Consider the following 20,978-nt stretch of genomic DNA (forward strand, 5'->3'; position numbering starts at 1 on the left):
TTTTTTTAATATCACTTATTTTTTTCTTAAATTTTTCTCAAAGTTCTTGTTCAAGTAAAAAAAGATTAAAAATTAGTTATCAAATATTTTAAATTTGTCTTTTGTGTCAATTTTAATATCAAAAGGATAATGAGAAAAAAAATAGTTGCCGGAAACTGGAAAATGAATAAAACTTTAGAAGAGGGCTTGAAGCTAGCTTCTGAAGTTGTTAATATGGTTAAAGATGAAGTGAAATCTGATGCTGGCATTGTGTTATGCCCTCCTTTTATAGAGCTTCATGCAGTAAGCAAAATAGTTGAAGGAAGCAAGGTTAGTCTTGGTGCACAGAATTGCCATTCTAAAGCTTCCGGAGCATTTACTGGTGAAGTTTCAGTAGAAATGTTGAAATCTGTGGGCACTGGATATGTGATCTTAGGACACAGCGAAAGAAGAGAATATTTTAATGAATCTAATCAGTTCTTGACTGAAAAAGTAAATATATCTCTTCAGAATGGCCTTACTCCAATATTTTGCTGTGGTGAAACGTTAAGCCAAAGAGAAAAAGGTGTCCACCTGGATTTCGTTAAAAGCCAGCTAACAGAAAGTCTTTTCCATCTTCCGGAATCTGAATTTCTAAAAGTGGTTATTGCATACGAACCGATTTGGGCAATAGGCACAGGCGTTACAGCTACTACAGCTCAGGCTCAGGAAATGCATGCAATTATCAGAGATCATATCAAATCAAAATATGGAGCTAAAGTAGCAGATGCCACTACAATTCTATATGGTGGAAGCTGTAAACCTGACAATGCCAAAGAATTGTTCGCATGTCCGGATGTTGACGGTGGATTGATAGGCGGAGCAAGTTTGAAAGCAAGAGATTTCGTTGATATTGTTAAATCATTCTAAAACAATTAATAAAAGGCTGGGTTGGTAGTATTCTCGGATTAAGAAGTCCGAATATTAGTAGTCCAGCCTTTTTAAATAATTTAAATATTTAGTATTTTAAATAGTTTATTTTGGACTTTCTTCAAATAATAATTCCAGCGTCAGAGGAAATAAAGGAGATGCTGATTGCTGAACTCGATTTTTTGGGTTTTGATTCCTTTCAGGAAACCGAAGAAGGAGTCGAAGCATATGTACAAGATGATCTTTTTCAAGAAGAACAATTGAAAGAGGTTTTATGCAGATATCAGGATTCTCCAGCTTATACAGTATCTAAACTTGAAAAAAAGAACTGGAATGAAGAATGGGAGAAAAACTTTGATCCGGTCAGAATTGAAGATCAGGTGCTCATCAGGGCATCATTTCATCACCCTGATAAGAATTTTCCGTATGAAATCCTGATCAATCCCAAAATGGCATTTGGTACAGGTCATCATGAAACTACCTCTTTAATGATCAAAGCTCAATTAGGACTTGATCATCAGGGAAAAACGATACTGGATGCAGGTGCAGGAACTGGAGTATTGGGTATATTTGCCGGAATGCTTGGCGCAAAAGAAATTACAGCAACAGATATTGATGAGTGGGCATTTTCCAATATGATTGAAAATGCAGAAATCAATAATATACCTAATATGAAATGTTTGCAGGGAACTATGGCAGAACTGAATCTTGCCAAAAATAAATATGAAATTATCCTGGCCAATATTAACAAGAACGTTTTGCTGGATGAAATCAAACTGTATGCATTGGCTTTAAATAAATCCGGATATCTGCTATTAAGCGGATTTTATACAGAAGATATTGAAGATATTAAATCAGAAGCATTAAACAGGGGCTTAAAATTCGAAAAGAGTTTTCAGAAAAATAACTGGGCATGCTTAATGTTTCAAAATTCCTGAGAGAAATTACCATGATGAGGCTTAAATTTTACCTTATTTTTTTAATTGTTGCGCTTCCTCTTTTTTGCAGGGCGCAGTATAAACTTGCATCTGATCCTGCACAATTTGTAGTGGACGTGAGTACAATGCTCAATACTACCAACAATCAGAGTGCTGTACTTGTAGCCTCAAATTTTAACTCTTCATGGTCAGGATTTTCGGAAGATCAGAAGAAAAAAATTATAGAAACCTGCCAGAAAATGTTGAAATCCAAAAAATTAAGGACAAATCCTAATTTTTCGGATTTCTTTGCGACTTTGGTCGCATCCAAAAATGCAAATCTCTCTGCTTCCAATCTTGATACACTTTTAGCAATCACTCAGTATGCCGTAGAAAAATATGATGGACAGAAATTAAATACATATTTTTCTACAATAAGATTGGTTGTGGAAAAGGGAATGGTTTATTCTTCCGGATATAACAGACTTTATTTTAAAGGAGGGTCCTATAACTTTAGAATGGTAAAAGCGAAGGAGGAAGCTTCTGTAATAGATCAATTTGACCAGCAACTTGCAAAAGAAGATCAGCAGGACCAGTCCCAAACCCAAACAGCCGACGAGGGCTGGGGCAATGCCAAGGACATGGATAAGAAGAAAAATGAGTTTTTTAGTGATTGGGATAATCCGCAAGCAGAAGAAAATAGTTGGGGAACGATGGAGGAAAACCAGCCCAAGCAGGAAGAACAAAATATCTATAATATTGGCTATGTTCCCGCACCACAACCGCCGATAGATGGAGCTGTCATCGAATTTAAAGATGTTGAATTTACATTTGTGACAGCCTCCGATAGCACGTCGCTTAAAGGTACAAGCGGAAGCCTTATGCTGAAAAATAATCTATTTGTTGGTAAAGGTGGAAAATTTGACTGGACTATGGCTGGTTTTGGACCAGATGAAATAACTGCTGAATTAAAAGATTACAACTTTCCTGTTAAATCTACCAAGTTAGTTTGTGAGAGCGCCGTTCTGACTTATCCTGCCAAAACAGATGCTAAGGTTGAAGGTATTTTTGAGTTCAACAGTAAAAAGCACAAGAACTTTGAAGATTGTCAATATCCAAGATTCAAATCATATGAAAGTAATATTGACATCAAAGGACTGGGTGAAAATATAAAGTATCATGGCGGTTTGTCTCTTGCCGGGAGAAGAATGTATAGCTCCTCTGTTGACGAAGGAACAGCATCTATAGAAATTCTTCATGAGGGGAAAACTAAGATCAAATCCGTCTCTCCTAGATTTACAATGACAGATTCTACGATCACCTCAGATGTTTCTGGTATTGTCTTGTATCAGACTGAAACAGACTCAATCTTTCACCCGGGTGGTAGTTTAAAATATAATAAAAACAGCGCAACTGTTCGTATCACAAAGCCAAATGGTTATAGGCATTCTCCTTTTCTTGACAGTTACCACAAAATAGAAATTGTAGCTGATGCACTTTCCTGGAACCTTGCAGGATCTCAAATTGATTTTAATATCACTAACGGAAGAGATCAGATCCCTGCACTATTTGAATCGGAGGAATATTTTAGTGGAGACAAATATTCAGGAATGCAGGGGATGTACAAATTTCATCCTCTTCAAATGATCGTGGCTCATGCAGACAAAACAAAGTCTGACGTGATGTTTGCGGAGGACGTTGCAAAGGCTTATAAAATTGAACCGCTTACTGTAAGAGGAGCAATGGTTCAGTTAATGAAAACCGGATTTATTGACTATAGTGTGAAATCTGGTGAAATCAAATTGAGAAGAAAAGCCAGGCACTATGTACTTTCGCGCAGAGACAAAAAGGATTATGATAACATTACCTTCGTTTCCATCAGCCCGGGTGGTGCGAATGCTACTTTGGACCTTAGTACTAATGAACTCCTAGTAAGAGGGGTGGATAAAATTTATATCAGTGACTCACTTAATGTAAACTTTGTTCCTGACAAAAGGGAGCTCAAAATTTTGAAAAACCGTGACTTCTCTTTCCACGGAAAAATAAATACACAGAATTTTCAGTTCATTGGAAATGATTTCAACTTTGTTTATGACAGCTTCCTGGTACACTTAAAAACAATTGACCAGATAAGACTTGCTGTGGAATCTAAAGAAAAGACAGAAAAGGGAAAGGCAAGAGTCCTTGGCAATGAATTGAGGTATTCATCCGGAACACTTTATATCAATAAGCCAGATAATAAATCAGGAAGAAAGAGAATTCCGGCTTACCCTATTTTTGATGCAACATCTGGCGCAACCGTGTTTTTTGATAAACCAACAATAGCCAACGGTGCTTACGATACCACTATTAAGTTTAAAATCCCACCATTTAAAATCGACAGCTTAAGTAGTGATGACCCCCAGGCCATTGGTTTTGATGGAAGTTTTGAAACCGGTGGAATTTTCCCTGAGTTTAAAGAAAAACTCATTGTAATGCCTGATTATTCCCTGGGTTTTGTTCACGAAGTTCCCAAAAATGGTTATCAGCTGTATACCGGAACAGGAACATACTACAACAAAATATCTCTTGATAATAAAGGTATTCGTGGAGAGGGAGATATTAACTATTTAAATGCGGTTCTAAAATCAAAGGACTTTGCATTTTTCAAAGACTCGGTGCTCACAGAGGGAACATCAGTCGTCAATAAAGAAGGTACCTGCGCTCAGGCTTCATCTCAGGATGTTCATTACCCTGACATGATGGTCAATGATTACAGACTTAAATGGTTGCCAAAGGCAGACAGTATGTTCATATCTAATGCAAAAGAGCCTATCAAATTTTATAAAAGCACAGGAGATATGCATGGTACTGCCATTCTTACTAAGAATGGGATGTTTGGAAAAGGAGTGCTTATCACCAGAGGTTCGGAATCTGAATCACCTAAATTCCATTTTGAGCAAACTAGATTTGCAGCTAGAGAGACACTTTTCAAAGTTAAATCTGATAACCCTGATAAAGCTGCATTGAAATGTGAACAGGTAAAACTGAATTTCGATCTTGATCAAAGCATTGCTCAATTTAGTCCTGAGCAACAGGGTTTTGCTAGTAATGAATTTCCATATGCTCAGTATAAGACTTCTCTTGATGAAGGTACTTGGGATCTGAAAAAGAAAAAGATCTTCATGAAAATGCCGGAAGGAGGAAACATTAATAAATCATATTTCTACTCTACAAGGCCAGATCAGGATAGCTTGGTGTTTAATGCCACCGATGCAGTTTATGACATGGAAAAACTAACACTTAACGTTTACGGAATTCCTTATATTAAAGTAGCAGACGGGCTTGTGTATCCAGATAGCAGTAAGGTAATAGTGGAGGAGAATGCGGTTATGCGTACATTAAAAAACGCAAGGATAGTACTTGATTCCGTTACCAAATATCACAATTTGTATGATGGTATTATTGACATTGAGGGTAGAAAGAAATTCGCAGGAGAGGCAACTTACCAATATGTTAACCTGGGTGCAGACACCCTTTCATTCAAATTCCAGGATTTCAGACTCGTGGAATCCGAGAAGAAGAAAGAAGGAGCACATACGGTGGCAATGGGTGCTATCAGGGAAGAAGACAGCTTGGAAGTGGCACCAAAAATACTTTATAAAGGTAAAGTCACCCTTTTTGCAGAAAAGAAATTCCTTGCCTTTGATGGTTTCCTGAAGCTGGATCTTAAAGGAGCACTGAGCTATTCTCAATGGCTGAAGTATAATAATGACGGGTCTAATGCAGACGTTGTAATTAATGTGGACAATGCTGTTGCTGGAAATGGAACACCATTAACAACAGGTATGTACTTTGACACCAGATCCAACGAGATGTATACTACATTTATCTCACAAAAGAGAAATCAGCTGGATCATGATATCTTCAGCACCAAGGGAGTACTTGAGTATATTGCACAAAAAGGATTGTTCCGTGTAGGACTTCCGGATAGACTTTCTGGCAAAACAAAACAGGGTAGCATTTTCTCATATGATGATGCTAATTCCACTTCAGAATTTTCAGGAAGATTTAATCTTCTTAAAGAAAATAAGAATATTACCCTGGATGCAGCAGGTTTTGGAAAATCAGATCTTACAAATTTTAAAAATGAATTCAATACAATATTGTCATTCAATTTTAAGGTTAATTCTTCTGTGCTAACAGCTGTTGGTAAAAATATGAAGACAATGTCCGCTGCTTTCCCATTAGATACTTCTGAGACATCGGAAAAAATATTTGCAAGAGACACTGTTTTGGTTTACAAGCTTGCAGAACTAATAGGAAATTCCGGAGCAGAAAAGTATAAAAGTCAAAAATCTCTTGGGTACGCACCACTGGCAATGATTGACAGCGATTTTGGGAAAAATGTGGTGTTCTCTGATGTAAATCTGAAATGGTCTACAGAGTATAAAGCGTTTTATAGTGTAGGTACCATATATGTGTCAAATATTTTAAAAGATGATATAAATAAGGCAATGCCTGGGCATATCGAGATTAAGAAGACGCCTAAAGGAGATGTGATAAATATCTATCTCGAAGCAGGTCCTCATTCCTGGTATTACATTACTTATGATGACAACAGGTTTGCAGTGACATCTTCCAATGATGAAGTAAATTCAATATTAGCCGGAAAATCAAAAGGTGAAATGGCTGATCGTTCAAAATTCTTCTATGTCAAAGCTGAACCAGTTGAAAAAACCAGGTTTGTGACAATGTTTAAGGAAAGATATCTTGGAATTCAGGAAGACTTGAACGAATCTATTCCAGAAAGTCAGGAATACGAGCAGGAGGAGGCTCCTCAAGAGGAAGTACAGGAAGAAGCTCCGGCAGAGGAAACCCCCGCTGTAGGAGAGGAACCTGCAGAAGAATCTCCAGCGAAGAAATCTAAACCTGCTAAAAAAGGTAAAGAAGACACCAAGAGCTATGATAAATATAAACTTCCAGATCAGAATCTTGACCAGGGAGAAGAGGCTCCTGCAGGAGGAGATAAGCCAGATCCTTCAATGGAGGACAGAAAAAAACAGCAACAGGATCAACAAAAGATGAAAAACTTATTCGGAAATTAACATCTCTGGAATTTTCCTTTGAAGATTTTGGTTTGGACAAAAGAGATTAAAAATCAATATTGGTTTTTAATCTCTTTTGTTTTATTGATCAAATTTGGTATTTTTCAAAAATTAACAATTTGTTAAGATTACACGTAAATAAGAAACATGAGCATATTATTTATAACAATCGGAATTGTTTTTGCCTACCTGATAGGGTCACTTCCTACAGCAATATGGTATGGTAAAGCTTTCTTTGGTCTGGATGTGAGGGATTTCGGAAGCGGAAACGCAGGAGCAACAAATACGTTCAGGGTAATGGGGAAAAGAGCTGGCATTATTGTTATGCTGGTGGATATATTAAAAGGATGGACTGCAACCAACAGTGCATTTTTTCTTGCATATTATAATTTGATCGATCATCAGGACCTTGTCTTATACAAGCTTTTTTTCGGATTGGCGGCAGTGGCAGGACATATTTTTCCTGTTTATGAAAGATTTAAAGGAGGAAAAGGTGTTGCGACGCTTTTGGGAATGATATTATCTATACAATCTGAAGCTGCTCTTCTTTGCATTTTGGTATTTCTGGTTGTATTTCTGATATTTAAATACGTATCTCTTGGCTCTATGACCTCGGCATTGGCATTCCCTATTTTGTTATGCCTTCCAAGGTTTAGCCCAAATCAGCCCATTGTAGTACTTTTTGCTTTTGCAATTTTTGCTTTGGTTGTTATCACTCACCAGAAAAATATTGTCCGTCTTCTTCACGGTGAGGAGAATAAAGCAAAAATCAGAATCAGAAGGCGTTAAAATTATTATGGGGCCAAATAAATGGCCCCCCCACAATTATCCTTCATAGAGCCTGTTACTGAGCTCAAACTGTTCACTTCATTTCTCCATCTCAGGGTTCCTAAAAAGGCAAATATTAAAGCCTCTTTGAATGAGACTATTTTAGGTTCAGGAACAATAAATTCAATTCCATTTCCAGACTTTTCCTGAAAAAGCTCAACAAGGAATTCATTAAAAGCTCCCCCTCCGGTAATTAGAACCTTGTTATTTTCTGAAATTTTATTCTTTTTAATAATGTCGGTTACTTTTTCTGCAATATGATGGCAAAAGGTGTTTAGCAAATTTTCAATGCTGTCTTTTGTGTTTTCTATCAAAGGAATAAAAAGATTGTCAACATGTTCTTTTCCAAGGGATTTTGGAATAGGTTGAGAATAGTAATCAATTTCGGAAAGAGCTTCCAGAAGTTTCTTGTTGGCGGTACCTGCCCTAGCCAAAGCTCCTCCTTTATCAAATAAAAGCCGCTTATGTGCTGCCAATAAATTTAAGACCATATTTGCAGGGCAGATATCAAAGGCGATTCTTTTGCCAGAATTGTCGTCGTAGGAGATATTTGCAATGCCACCAAGATTCAGACAAAAGTCAAATTCTTTAAATAATAATTTATCTCCAATCGGAACTAAAGGCGCTCCCTGCCCCCTGAGCGCTACATCCAATGATCTGAAATCACAGACTACAGGAAGATTGCTTGCCGCCGCAACTGCAGCGCCATTTCCAATCTGAGTGGTAAATCTATTTTCTGGCTGATGAAAAATTGTATGGCCGTGGGAAGAAATAAAATCAACAGATAGATTTATTTTATTAAGAAAGTTTTTTACTGCATCTCCCTGAAAATATCCAAATTCAAAATCCAGCCTGGCAAGACTTTCTGCAGAGCCTTTCATCACATTTTTCAAATTGTTTCTGCGTGCTTCGTCATATTCGAAAGTTATAGCTTCCAGTATTTCATAGCTCCATTTATTCTCTTTAAGTTCAAATTTACAAACGGCGATATCCAGTCCGTCGAGAGATGTTCCGGACATGAGTCCTGCAACGATATAGGTATTTTTCATGATTTAAACTTCAAACAAATGGGATAAAATGAAACAGCTTCGCAAATTTTATTATTATTTTTGAATTTATGAACCTGGTTATTGATTCTGGCAATACATTAATAAAACTCGGATTATTTGAAAATGGTATTCTTGAAAAAGTTTTTACTACGAATGATTATAATCAACTGGCAAGAATAATTTCGGGATTTGATATAGAAAGATCAATTATAAGTAGTGTAAGGAAAGATCAGGACATAATTAAAGAGAAAATTTCATTTAAAGTAAATCCTCTTTTGCTAAGTTCCGAACTTCAGTTCCCTTTTAAAAATAATTATGAAACTCCTCAAACTCTTGGACCTGATAGAATTGCGGGCATTGCAGGAGCTTATCATCTATATCCCGGAAAATCCAATCTGGTTATTGATGCTGGCACTTGTATTACCTATGATTTTATTGATAGAGAAAAAAATTATTATGGAGGAGCAATTTCTCCTGGAATATCCATACGATTTAAGGCGTTAAATACGTTTACAGCAGGCTTACCCCTGGTAGAGAAAGAAGAAAATATTTCCTTTATCGGAAAAAGTTCAAAGGGATCTATTCTGAGTGGAGTTTTAAATGGCGCTACTGCCGAAATTCAAGGCATGATTGGGGAGTTTAAAAAAAATGATCAGGAATTGAATGTAATAATGTGTGGTGGTGATGCAAGATTTTTTGAAAGAAGATTAAAAGAAGCCATCTTTGTGGTTCCCGATTTGGTTTTAATTGGGTTAAATAGCATTTTGGAATATAATGAGAGATTTTTATAGGATTTTACTAGCACTCCTGATTTCTTTAACAGCTTTTCAGGCAACAGCTCAGTTAACGGAAAATTCACCCTATTCACGCTTTGGTTTGGGAGACCTTTATCCCTCCGGTAGCATCAGGAATATTGGAATGGCAGGCGTTGGGGTTGCATCTCCTAACCTTGAGTACATCAACTTCCTGAACCCTGCCCTACTTCCAACCAATAGAAGGCTAAACCTGGATACAACAATTAAATATACCATGTTTGAAGGTGCTTTGTATGGGGTAGGAAGATCGATAAGTGATGGTGCACTTAAGCAACAGAGCAAATCAGTCAACTTTCAATATCTGAATATTGCTTTTCCAGTTTCTAATCGTTGGACAACAAGTATTAGCCTTAATCCATACAGCAATATGAGTTACGATTATCATTCCGGATTTGATACAGCCGGATTAGCTGTAAGCACTTCTAATATTGGTACAGGTGGACTTTATACAGTTAACTTTGCAAATGGTGTGGATTTAACCAGAAATTTCTCAGCAGGCTTGACTGCGTCATATGTTTTTGGTTCAACGAACGAGGAATATTTTACTCAACTTACATCTCTTGACCTTTCTGTTCAAGATCAGAAATATGGAATTAATCAGAGAACTTCTTATTCCGGATTTAATTTTAAGCCAGGTCTAGCATACAGAAATATATTCAAAACTGCAGTTAAAGAAGAAGAAGAGCACATTTATTATAACCTTGGTGCTACCTATGATTTTTCGGGTGGTTTAACTTCTAGAAGGGAGTTGACCAGACAGATAAGAAGCAATTTAAATGCTGTAAATGAGGATACGATTATCAGCAATACTAAAATGCATGCAGTGCTTCCGTCAAAACTTACAGTGGGTTTTAGTATCGACAAGCCTGTTTATTGGAGTGTTGGTGTTGATTTTACTTATTTAAGTTATAGTAAATACAAAAATTTTGATGCAGGAATAGATAATTTTAAAAATGGCTATAAAATTGCTCTTGGGGGTGAATACAAACTGAAGGGGCAGGAAGTGATGAAAATGCCAATTTTAAGGGCTGGACTTTCTTACCAGAAAACGCCTTTTTATTTTAATGGAACTCAACTAAATGATTTTTCTGTTTCACTAGGCGGTTCAATACCTGTTGGCCGCAAAGACCCAAGATATAAGTCCAAACCATTGTCAAGACTGAATATCGCTTTGGTTGCTGGCCAGAGAGGCACAACCAATGATGGACTTATTCGTGACAGGTATTTCCAGGTATATCTTAGTTTCCAGACTATTGACAAATGGTTTGAGCGCAGAAGAATTGAATAATGTTAATGAGAAAAGTCTTTTTATTTTTAACAGCCACAATAATTTTCTTTTCCTGTCAAAAGGTTAAAACCTATGAACAGCTAAAGCCTTATGATGGTCCGGTAATGGAAGTGAATGATATAGAAACAATTTATTCAGATTCCTCGGTCGTAAGGGTAAGATTAAAAGCCCCCAAAGAATTAGAATTACAAAATGGAGATAGGTTGTTTCCAAAAGGGGTATTTATTGAATTTTTTGACAAAAATGGCGTTAAAACGTCTACGTTGAAAGGAAATTCAGGGAAACTGGAAAAGGAAAGGAACCTTTACAATGTTAAAGGAGCCGTCGAAATTAAAAGTATAGAGCAGAAGAAGAAAATGAATAGTGAAGAATTATTCTGGGATCCAGGTAAGGATGAAGTTTACTGTGATACAAATACTTTTGTAACTATTACGACACCTACAGAAATCCTGATGGGAAAGGGCCTTAAAACAAATCAGAATTTTACCTCCTATAAAATTTTGCATCCTACAGGAGTTATTGACGTGACTGAATAAATTTGAGTATGAAACTTCTGGGAACAATAATATTTTCATTAGGCGTTGTGTTCCTGCTTACGGGAATTCATCAGGCAATGACAGTAGGATTCAAAGAAAGCTACTGGCTTTTCATGTTATGTTTCATGATGCTGATGTTTTTTCAATGGGTGAAATCCAAAAGTCCTGAAAAGCAAGAGTATAAAGAGAAGTCAGAATCTTCGAAGAAAGTTAGGGTTAAGAAATAAATAATTTTATTTCAGAGGTTTATTGATTTTGATTTTGAAAATTAATAATAGTATTTTTGCGGTTCTTTAAAAGAAATTATAATTAAGCAATGGCAATTTTTAACAAAATTAATCAGCATTCCGGGGTTGTTGTAGGAATCGTGGCCGTAGGTCTGGTTCTTTTCTTGGTGGGAGGCGAGGTTTTCGGACCAAATTCCTATTTCCGTAACAGATCCAAAAATGTAGGAGAAATCGCCGGAAAAAGTGTTTCCGCTGAGGATTTCCAAAAAAAGGTAGACGAAACAGAAGCTGACTATGTCCTGAGAACAGGAAGAAGTGTTGGCGAAAGTGAAAGACCTTCTATTATTGAACAGGCATGGAATGCAAAAATATTTGATATTGCTTATGCAAAGCAGTTTGAGAAACTTGGCCTAACCGTTACTAACGACGAGTTATACGACATGGTTCAAGGTGAGCATATTCACCCTACTGTTATCCAGTTATTTTCTAATCCTCAGACACAACAATTCGATAAAGCTTTCCTAAAAGAATTCTTTAACAAATTTAAAGAAAGAGATCCTCGTGATCAGCAACTTTGGTACAGCATTGAAAGAGGCATTAAAGAAGAAAGACTTAGAACAAAGTATCTTAACCTTTTCAGAAAATCTGTTTATGTGACTTCTGAAGAAGCAAAAAGAGACTATAATAGTCAGAATACTAAAGCGGAGGCTAAATATTTATATGTTCCTTTTTATGCCGTTGCGGACAGCCTTGTAAAAGTAACTGACGATATGTTGTCTGATTACCTGAACAAGCATAAGAATGAATTCAAAGTTGAAGCAGGAAGATCATTTGACTATGTTACTTTCAGCATTAAACCAAGTGCAGAGGATAGCGCAGCGTTTAAACAAGAACTAGCGGAAGTTAAAAAGGAATTTGCAACTTCTCAGAATGACACCTTATTTATTCAGACAAATTCTGATAATCCGGTTCCTCCTTCATTCAAAACTTTCGGAGAACTACCTGAAGAGTTGAAAAACATAGCCAACAATGTTGTTATTGATAGCATTTATGGTCCTTTTGTTACTGCAGGTAAAGTACAGTTGTATAAGATCAATGATATAAAATCTGATTCTGTATCTTATGCAAAAGCAAGTCACATCCTTTTTGACACAAGAAATAAATCTGCTGCTGAAAAAGATTCTTTAAAGAAAAAAGCAAACGATGTACTTAATCAGATTAGATCAGGTGCGGACTTTGCTCAAATGGCAAGAATGTACGGATCTGACGGTACAGCTTCAAGAGGTGGAGATCTTGGCTGGTTTAGCCAGGGGCAAATGGTGAAGCCGTTCAGTGATGCTGTATTCCAGGCTTCTTCAGCTGGGTTACTTCCAAAATTAACTGAAACAGAATTTGGTTACCATATTATCAAAGTAACAGGTCCTAAAAGCAATAAGAAATATCTTGTAGCTCTTGTTGAGAAGGACATTATAGCTTCTGAAGCAACTAAAGATGCTGCTTTCAGAAAAGCAGATGAATTTGCTAATTCTATTAAAGATACTGCTGACTTTAATGCAAAAGTAAAAGCAGATTCCTTGCAGAAATTCACTGCAACCAATATCAGAAAAGCTGACAGATATGTAAACAATCTTTCAAATGCAAGAGCAATTGTAAGATGGGCTTTCAATGATGCAGATGTAGAAGATGTTTCTTCAGTTTTCTCATTGGATGATCAGTATGTTGTTGCTATTTTAACAGGAGAAAGAGAAGAAGGTATCGCATCTGTGAATGATGTTAAAGACGAGCTTACTGCAAAAGTTAGAAATGAGGAGAAGGCAAAACTTATTACCGAAAAGCTTTCAAAACTTTCTGGTACTTTTGAAAAGATTGCAGCTGAGTTTGGCGCAGGTGCTACTTCAGGCGCAGCTCCTGATGTAACGTTATCTTCTAATTCTATTGCAGCTATTGGTTATGATCCAGTCGCAGTAGGTAAGTTATTCGGCTTGAATAAAGGTGAGAAAACAGGTCCGTTTAAAGGCGAATATGGTGTAATCAATCTTGAGCTCGTAAACATTACTCCTGCTCCTGAAATAGCTGATTATTCTAAATATAAAAATGATCTGATCAATCAGAGAATAGGAAGAGTTGATTACAGTGTGGATGAGGCAATCAGAAAGAACTCTGATATTGTTGATGAAAGAGTTAAATTCTTTTAGTAATTAAGTATTAGGATTAACATAAAAAAACCTGAGAATTTTCTCAGGTTTTTTTATGCTTTTTATGAAAGTCTCAATGTGATATTTTTCTTTACAATCTCATAGAATTGCAGCGGCGGCATTGTTCTCCAGTTAATAATTTCAAGTGTGCCGCCAAAATTAATATAGTAGTCAAGTCGAAATTTTTTCCATTCATCAAGAACAAAATCTCTGAAGTTTACAGCCGCAATCCAACCATCTTCTACATCTTCAAACCATTCTTCATAATAGCAATCATCCGAACCATGAAAGTTAAGAACGTTTTCTCCCAAAAGGATAAACTGATTTATTCCTTCTCCAATTAAATGATCAATGACATTCCGTTTAAAATGCATAATATCATTGTGTAGGGTATCATTCCATTCTCCAAACATTTCAAGTATTGCAATCCCCTTTTCGTAATTGATAAAAAGGATTTTTAAGTAAAGCGTATCGGAGCCTATGTAATCCCATAACGGATGAATAAAGTATCCGTAAATGTTATTGGTATACCCCTGCATATTATATTCTACTCCATGGAAAGGAGACCGTTCATCATCTGCAGGGTTGTAGTAGTTTTCCCAGTTATAAAATGGTTCTATCTCATGCATGTTTCCTGTACCAGTCTATCGCTTTTCTCACGCTTCCTTGTTCTTCCAGAAGGCGTGCAGCTTTTTCTGTTTCAATCTTTAACTCATCCACAATCATTTTAATTCCTCTTTCGATGAGTTTTTCATTACTAAGCTGCATATCTACCATTTTGTTTCCTTTAACCCTTCCGAGTTGGATCATAACTGACGTACTGATCATGTTAAGAACAAGTTTTTGTGCGGTTCCGGCTTTCATTCTTGTACTGCCGGTAACGAATTCTGGTCCTGTAATTACCTCTACAGGAAAATGAACCTGTTCAGCGAGCGGTGAATCGGGATTACATGTAATACACCCCGTTATCAAATTATTACTGCGTGCGGTTTTAACGCCTTCCACAACATATGGAGTGGTGCCGGATGCTGCAATACCTATTACTACATCGTTTGAAGTAATATTATAAACCTGGAGATCAATCCATGCCTGTTGGTTATCGTCTTCGGCAAACTCCACTGCTTTGCGCAAAGCGATATCACCTCCGGCAATAAGCCCTATTACCCAGTCTTCCGGAACTCCGAAAGAAGGAGGACACTCTGATGCATCCAATACCCCAAGTCTTCCGCTGGTGCCTGCTCCTATGTAAAAAAGCCTGCCTCCTGCTTTCATTTTTTCAATGATTGCGGAGACAAGCTTTTCAATTTGTGGGATTGCCTTTTCAACGGCAATCGGAACAGTTATATCTTCCTGATTTATATTTCTAAGAAGCTCACCAACAGACATTTTTTCAAGGTCGTTAAACCTTGATGATGTCTCAGTGATGCGCATGCACGTATTCTTTTTTATAATGATAGTCTGTAAGAGATTCCATCGGATCACCTACGATATTTCCGATTGTTACGCCTTTGTCAGCTGCTACTTTGTATAGCACATCACTTAGATAGTGTGCAATAGAACCGACAAAATTAACAGGAAGGGTTTTAGCTCCTTCGTATCTCAATATTGATCTGTCAAACATCAACTCGAAGTTGTGGTAAGCCAGATTAAATAAATATGGATCTTTTTGATTTTCTGCAACAAATCTTGCGAAAGAAGCCAGGTACCTGTTAGGAAAAGGTTTTGTATAAACTTTATCTAATATGTCTGCTTGTCTGTCCGGAGTAAATTCTTCAAACTTCTTCGTAACATGTGCGGGCATTGCTTCTCTGATATATTCTCTGATAACCATTCTGCCCAGGTATCCGCCACTACCTTCATCACCAAGGAATAGACCAAGACTGTGAATGTTTTTTGTAACATCTTTCCCGTCATATGAACAGGTGTTGGAACCTGTTCCTGAGATGCAGGCAATACCAGGAGTATCTCCAAGAGCAGCTTTTGCAGCAGCAAGAAGGTCATGGTCAACAGTTACTTCAGTTCCCGGAAAAGCTCTACGAATTGCAACCGCTACTTGCTCTCTTTGTTCCATAGCTTCACAACCTGCGCCGTAAAAGAATATTTTCTCAATTTTTTTGGAACCTAACTGTGGAATCAAGTCATTTATCAGCGTCTGATAAATATCTTCAGAGCTTTGATAATACGGGTTGAATCCAACAGTCTTTGCTGTAGACCTGTTATTGTCTTTGTCGACAATAACCCAGTTTGTTTTGGTTGAACCGCTGTCTGCAATTACTATCATCGTTTAATTTTTTATTTATTGGGAAATATTACAAATTATCAAGGCTTCAATATACCTACAATTTTAAATTTATCAAAAACATTCTCATTATGAGGAGCGTCTTTCATTTCTTCCGTTAAATCCTGTCCTGCCCAATGTTCATAATGCTTACCGCCTCTCCATAATCTTGATTTATTCAATTCGTAAATAAAACCATTGTAGGCGCACCAGATCTCTTCTTTATCTACTCCGTTTCTCAATGCAAGCTGTGATCTTGTAAAACTCGGGTAATCAGACAAATTCATAAAGGCTAAAAAGCAGAGGTAGTGTTATAGTAATCCTTTAAAACAGTTTTCAATAACACGATAGGGTCCATTTGTGTTTGAATATCGAGTGCAGTTTTTATCTTTTTTGCAAGTTCCCCGGCAGGAATCATGTTGCCTGAAGTTTCAAATACCTTTATTGCTTCTTTGATAATTTCCATGTCACGGTCATTCAACCTATCAACACCAACAAATACGGGTACATAATTGCTTTCAGGGTTCACAAAAAGCGTGTTGTCCAGACTGTATTGTTTTTTTACTCTGACCACTGTTGTGCCTGCAAGAAGATCTCCAAGCCTTTGTCCCTTCCCAGTTGCCGCTATGGTAAGCATGGCAACGCCGCCATAGAAAAACAAATCAATTGGCCTGAGTACCCATCTTAGAAAGTAATTTAAAAAAGTACATTCTTTACCGTCCATCCTGATAACTTTTATACCCCTGCTTTTCATTCCGGGTGACTGGCCATTCATAAATGTTTCAAACAATAGTTGATATAAAAATGGTGGAATTGCAAAAAGGAAGTATATGAGTGGGTTATTAGCATCAGTATATCCAACAATAATTGCTAAAAGAATAAAGTATGAAATGATAATAAGATAATCCCTGAAATTTGCGACAATTCTATCCCAAATTGAGGCAATTTCGTATTGTATAATTACATTTTGTGGGGTTTGAATCTTAATCGTTTGCATCTCAGCAGAAAATTTATAAATTTTATGAAATATACTTATTTTTTATGAGGGAAGCGGCTTTTATAAAGCAAAATTCGGGGAAGTGGAAAAATTTTGAAATCCTGCTGGGAGAAAGATACACAGGCGATCCTGATAAGTTATCAGAACTGTTTATCGAACTTACGGACGATCTTTCGTATGCGCAAACCAACTATCCTTCAAGTAAAATTACTATGTATTTAAATGACCTCACATTAAGAGTTCACGGAAATATTTATAAAAATAAAAAAGAAAAAAGCGGAAGATTTTTCTCTTTCTGGAAGACAGAACTTCCATTAACTGTTTATAGAAATAGAAATGCACTCCTTGCATCTCTTATTATCTTTGCCATCTCTATCGCAATGGGAGTAATATCAGCCTATTATGATGATTCTTTTGTTCGGATAATCCTGGGGGATAATTATGTAAACATGACGATCAGCAATATTGAAAGAGGAGACCCAATGGCTGTGTATAAAGGAGAAGGTGAGACAAACATGTTTCTTTTCATTACTTTTAATAATATCAGAGTTGCATTCATGACCTTTGCCGCAGGTGTAGCATATGCTTTGGGCACTATTTACTTTTTGTTTACTAATGGCGTTATGCTTGGAGCGTTTCAGACTTTTTTTTACAAGTATGATTTATTGCTTCATTCTGTACTTACTATTTGGATTCACGGTACAATAGAAATCTCTTCTATTGTAATCGCAGGAGGAGCAGGATTGGTACTTGGTAAATCATTATTATTTCCTGGTACATATTCAAGAGGTATATCTCTGATGAGAGGTGCGCGGGAAGGAGCCAAGATAAGTTTAGGACTTGTCCCTCTGTTTATTGTAGCTGGTTTTTTAGAAGGTTTTGTAACAAGACACACTGAAATGCACGATTCCATAAAACTATTAATAATTCTGGCTTCTGCTGGCTTCATAATTTATTACTTTGTTTTCTATCCTAAATTAATTCACAACCGATACAACCATGCAACAAAAAATTAACTTTCGCCAGTCAAGAGATTTGGGGGATATTATAAGCATTACTTTTTCATTCCTGACTGCGAATCTAAAACCCTTGCTGTTGGCCATTTTGTTTATCTCTGGCCCTTTTATATTAATTGGTGGAATCGGTTTTGGACTATATTATTCATTTATCATGAGCTCTGCGATGGGCGGTGGCACGCCAGATTTGCTATTGTTTCAAAACATGGGATTGCAGTTTATATTATTGTATTTCATTCTAACTGCAGGTTCTCTGGTGTTTTTTATTACTATCTATGAGTTTATGTATTTGTATATAAATAACATGGATACCTCTGTCGCCGAAGTTTGGAAAGGCGTGAAGAAGAGATTTCTTCTTGCTTTGAAAGTGATTTTCGGTTCAATTTTTCTTATGGGATTAACCTTTGCTATAATTGGAGGTCTATTGTTTCAATTGTTTTTTGCAGGAGGAAGCCTTGGGTTTTTCCTGAGCTTTATCACGATTGTTCTGTCAATAGTGCCATTTTTCTATATAGCCGTAACTCTGTCTTTGTTGATGAGCGTTTGCCTTTTTGAGCAAAAAGGATTTTTTGCAGGACTCAAGCGTGCATTCAGCCTGATTGCTGGAAAGTGGTGGAGGACATTCGGATTAATTTTTGTTTTTACTCTTATCTATTCAGGTGCATCTTTCATCTTCGCAGTACCAATGTATGCAGCACTTGGCATAGAAATGTTCTCGCAAATTAATGGCAATGAAGTTTCATCTCTTATTAAGATTGCAACAGCTGCTTCTTCTGCTCTTTTTATGGTCGGAAGTTATCTTATGTCATCAATGTTGTTAATTGGTATTAATTTTCATTATTTCAGTTTAGCAGAGGAGAAAGACGCAACAGGCTTGCTGGAAAGAATTGATTCTTTCGGATCCATTTCATCTGAATCTAAAAATGTTGAAGAGTATTAAGATTTATATAACATCAGTTTTATTGGTTTTCACTTTACCAGTGGTCTTCTTTTCTGATTGTTTTGCACAAGCTGACACCATTGCTTTGCAACTCAATCATCAGAAGTTTGATGTGCAGGAGTGGAACGAACTAAGATCAAAGCCAGAGTTTAATTACCATCCTCAGGCAAATGCTTTTTTTGATTGGTTGGGAGAAATTTTTGGGTCCTTTCTTAGAAGCATGCTTGGCAAGGACTTCAAGATGGTTAATACAAAGTGGATAGATTATGTCACCTATGCAGCAGCTATTGCGATCTTTATATGGTTTTTAATAAAGGTCATTAAAGCAGAAAAAGGTTGGCTTTTTTATAAAAGTAAAGATACAGAAAAACAAAACCCTGTATTTACTGAAGAAGACATTCAAGGCTCTAACCTTGATGAAGCTATCGCAAAGGCCATTAAGGCTGAAGATTATAGATTAGCTGTCAGATATTTGTTTCTTTCAAACCTGAGCAATCTGAATAACCTTCAGCTTATACAATGGGCTCCTGATAAAACAAACAGGGACTATTCAAGTGAACTAAAGAAGAAGGAATATGCCGAAACATTTAAAGAAAATGCATTGGCATTTGAGAGAATCTGGTATGGAGAATATATTCCGGATAAAGAGCTATTTGATAAGCTGATTGAGGGCTTCAGAAGTTTTGACAGGAGGCTGGCAAGATGAAGAAGAAGGAGGTGAAATATGGATTGGCTTTACTGTCGTTATTTATTCTACTGATAGTTGTGGAATATAACCAACCGGAACCTATTGACTGGTCTCATACATATTCAATCGAAAAGAAAGGCCCTTTTGCGTCTTATGGTTTGTTTAAGTTATTACCTGGATACTTTAAAAATTCAAAGCTCACTACTTCCCGAAAGACAAGCTTTGAGATAGAAAAGGAATATGCTGACTCAACTTATAATTACATTATTATAGGTGATGAATTTAATCCTTCAGCAGAAGATATTGTGGCAATAAAATCAATTCTGAATAAAGGTAATGACGTATTTATAGCCGCTTCTTATTTTTCAAAAGAGGCAGAGGATTCGTTAGGGTTTTATACGGGAGCAAAATTTTTCAGAGATCTTAATTTAAATAGTGATTCTTTATACAAAAAAGCATCTGATACTATTCGACTGAGCTTTGTAGCTCCTTACTCGGACAAGCATTACAATTACAAGTTTGAAAACAATCATCTTGTCGCTGTATTTGACAGCTTAGACAAATATCCTGAAAATAGAGTGCTGGCTACCACAGCTAGAGGGGAGCCGGTGATGATACATAAGCGCATTGGAAATGGAAGACTTTTTCTCTCCTCAATTCCGCTGGCATATACCAACTATTATTTTACTCAGCAATCAGGAAAGAGGTTTATTGAGAAAAGTTTTAATTTTCTTCAGCCAAATAGAAAAATATTGTGGGACGTTTACTATCACGGTGAAGTAGTAGTGTCAACAAATCCTTTGAGATTTGTTCTTGAAAATAATGCACTGCGATATAGCCTTTATCTTACCATGCTTGGTGCCTTTCTTTTTGTCATGTTTGAAGGAAAGAGAAAGCAGCGTATCATTCCGGTTATTGAACCTGTTACAAATAACTCACTTGAGTTTATAAAAACAGTTAGCAATCTTTATTTTTCAAAAGGAAATCATAAAAATATAGCAGATAAGAAGATTGTGTATTTCTTCGATTATGTTAAAAATCATTATTACATACATGCTTCGGATCCCGCCTTTAAGGACAGACTTATCGCAAAGTCTGGATTAGAAGAAGTAAAGGTCAATCAGTTGTTAAAATATATAGAAACTACCAAGAGTAAATCCTCTCTTAATGGAGATGATTTGATTAAATTAAATAACCTGTTAGAAGACTTTTTTAAAAATTGCAGATAA

At 36.5% G+C, this 20,978-nt stretch carries 19 protein-coding genes; 13 read left to right on the top strand and 6 right to left on the bottom strand.

Features of this window, described 5'->3' with window-relative positions; translation table 11 throughout:
• Positions 1-129: 129 nt before the first annotated feature.
• From tpiA to plsY, 4 genes are all read left to right on the top strand, one after another.
• Entirely contained in the window at positions 130-888 is a 759-nt protein-coding gene (gene tpiA / locus K350_RS0116100) for a triose-phosphate isomerase (RefSeq protein WP_028980784.1), read from the top strand.
• A 110-nt stretch (positions 889-998) separates the two neighbouring features.
• Positions 999-1,826 carry a 50S ribosomal protein L11 methyltransferase gene (prmA, locus tag K350_RS0116105; protein WP_028980785.1) on the top strand — a complete coding sequence of 276 codons (828 nt, stop codon included), beginning with the start codon at positions 999-1,001 and terminating at the stop codon, positions 1,824-1,826.
• Positions 1,802-6,892 (top strand): hypothetical protein, encoded by a 5,091-nt coding sequence (locus tag K350_RS0116110; RefSeq protein WP_051313204.1) that lies wholly within the window; start codon positions 1,802-1,804, stop codon positions 6,890-6,892. The genes prmA and K350_RS0116110 overlap by 25 nt, the downstream gene beginning before the upstream one ends.
• A gap of 147 nt (positions 6,893-7,039) precedes the next feature.
• Positions 7,040-7,681 carry a glycerol-3-phosphate 1-O-acyltransferase PlsY gene (gene plsY, locus K350_RS0116115; RefSeq protein ID WP_028980787.1) on the top strand — a complete coding sequence of 214 codons (642 nt, stop codon included), beginning with the start codon at positions 7,040-7,042 and terminating at the stop codon, positions 7,679-7,681.
• A 5-nt stretch (positions 7,682-7,686) separates the two neighbouring features.
• On the opposite strand, the gene K350_RS0116120 is transcribed toward plsY, so the two are convergent.
• Entirely contained in the window at positions 7,687-8,769 is a 1,083-nt protein-coding gene (locus K350_RS0116120) for an anhydro-N-acetylmuramic acid kinase (protein WP_028980788.1), read from the bottom strand.
• A gap of 68 nt (positions 8,770-8,837) precedes the next feature.
• Between K350_RS0116120 and K350_RS0116125 the strand changes: the two genes are divergently transcribed.
• From K350_RS0116125 to K350_RS0116145, 5 genes are all read left to right on the top strand, one after another.
• Positions 8,838-9,560 (top strand): type III pantothenate kinase, encoded by a 723-nt coding sequence (locus K350_RS0116125; protein ID WP_028980789.1) that lies wholly within the window; start codon positions 8,838-8,840, stop codon positions 9,558-9,560.
• Complete coding sequence (gene bamG / locus K350_RS0116130; protein ID WP_028980790.1) at positions 9,544-10,872, top strand: BamG family beta-barrel-assembly machinery protein; 1,329 nt, start codon at positions 9,544-9,546, stop codon at positions 10,870-10,872. The genes K350_RS0116125 and bamG overlap by 17 nt, the downstream gene beginning before the upstream one ends.
• A 5-nt stretch (positions 10,873-10,877) precedes the next feature.
• Positions 10,878-11,408 carry an LPS export ABC transporter periplasmic protein LptC gene (lptC, locus tag K350_RS0116135; protein WP_028980791.1) on the top strand — a complete coding sequence of 177 codons (531 nt, stop codon included), beginning with the start codon at positions 10,878-10,880 and terminating at the stop codon, positions 11,406-11,408.
• An 8-nt stretch (positions 11,409-11,416) separates the two neighbouring features.
• Positions 11,417-11,635, top strand: a complete 219-nt coding sequence (locus K350_RS0116140) for a hypothetical protein (protein ID WP_028980792.1) — start codon at positions 11,417-11,419, stop codon at positions 11,633-11,635.
• 89 nt (positions 11,636-11,724) lie between these two features.
• Entirely contained in the window at positions 11,725-13,830 is a 2,106-nt protein-coding gene (locus K350_RS0116145; protein ID WP_028980793.1) for a peptidylprolyl isomerase, read from the top strand.
• A gap of 62 nt (positions 13,831-13,892) precedes the next feature.
• On the opposite strand, the gene K350_RS0116150 is transcribed toward K350_RS0116145, so the two are convergent.
• From K350_RS0116150 to K350_RS0116170, 5 genes are read right to left on the bottom strand one after another with little or no spacing between them, the layout of a single operon-like run.
• Positions 13,893-14,459, bottom strand: coding sequence for a hypothetical protein (locus tag K350_RS0116150; protein ID WP_028980794.1), 567 nt, complete (start codon positions 14,457-14,459; stop codon positions 13,893-13,895).
• A complete protein-coding gene (gene murQ, locus K350_RS0116155) occupies positions 14,452-15,261 on the bottom strand; it encodes an N-acetylmuramic acid 6-phosphate etherase (protein WP_028980795.1) in 810 nt (269 codons plus the stop codon). The genes K350_RS0116150 and murQ overlap by 8 nt, the downstream gene beginning before the upstream one ends.
• Positions 15,248-16,111 carry a BadF/BadG/BcrA/BcrD ATPase family protein gene (locus K350_RS0116160; RefSeq protein WP_028980796.1) on the bottom strand — a complete coding sequence of 288 codons (864 nt, stop codon included), beginning with the start codon at positions 16,109-16,111 and terminating at the stop codon, positions 15,248-15,250. Before K350_RS0116160 ends, murQ begins: the two co-directional genes overlap by 14 nt.
• A gap of 38 nt (positions 16,112-16,149) precedes the next feature.
• Positions 16,150-16,395: a cytochrome b5 domain-containing protein gene (locus K350_RS0116165; RefSeq protein ID WP_028980797.1), complete on the bottom strand. Its 246-nt coding sequence runs from the start codon at positions 16,393-16,395 to the stop codon at positions 16,150-16,152.
• Between the two features lie 5 nt (positions 16,396-16,400).
• Positions 16,401-17,105, bottom strand: a complete 705-nt coding sequence (locus K350_RS0116170; protein ID WP_028980798.1) for an RDD family protein — start codon at positions 17,103-17,105, stop codon at positions 16,401-16,403.
• 44 nt (positions 17,106-17,149) lie between these two features.
• On the opposite strand from K350_RS0116170, the gene K350_RS0116175 reads away from it, so the two are divergent.
• From K350_RS0116175 to K350_RS0116190, 4 genes are read left to right on the top strand one after another with little or no spacing between them, the layout of a single operon-like run.
• Positions 17,150-18,121: a stage II sporulation protein M gene (locus tag K350_RS0116175; protein WP_028980799.1), complete on the top strand. Its 972-nt coding sequence runs from the start codon at positions 17,150-17,152 to the stop codon at positions 18,119-18,121.
• Positions 18,105-19,061: a hypothetical protein gene (locus K350_RS0116180; protein ID WP_028980800.1), complete on the top strand. Its 957-nt coding sequence runs from the start codon at positions 18,105-18,107 to the stop codon at positions 19,059-19,061. The genes K350_RS0116175 and K350_RS0116180 overlap by 17 nt, the downstream gene beginning before the upstream one ends.
• Positions 19,045-19,767, top strand: coding sequence for a hypothetical protein (locus K350_RS31375; protein WP_028980801.1), 723 nt, complete (start codon positions 19,045-19,047; stop codon positions 19,765-19,767). Before K350_RS0116180 ends, K350_RS31375 begins: the two co-directional genes overlap by 17 nt.
• A complete protein-coding gene (locus tag K350_RS0116190; protein ID WP_028980802.1) occupies positions 19,764-20,978 on the top strand; it encodes a DUF4350 domain-containing protein in 1,215 nt (404 codons plus the stop codon). The genes K350_RS31375 and K350_RS0116190 overlap by 4 nt, the downstream gene beginning before the upstream one ends.

This window comes from Sporocytophaga myxococcoides DSM 11118, assembly GCF_000426725.1.
In the GTDB taxonomy this organism is placed as follows: domain Bacteria; phylum Bacteroidota; class Bacteroidia; order Cytophagales; family Cytophagaceae; genus Sporocytophaga; species Sporocytophaga myxococcoides.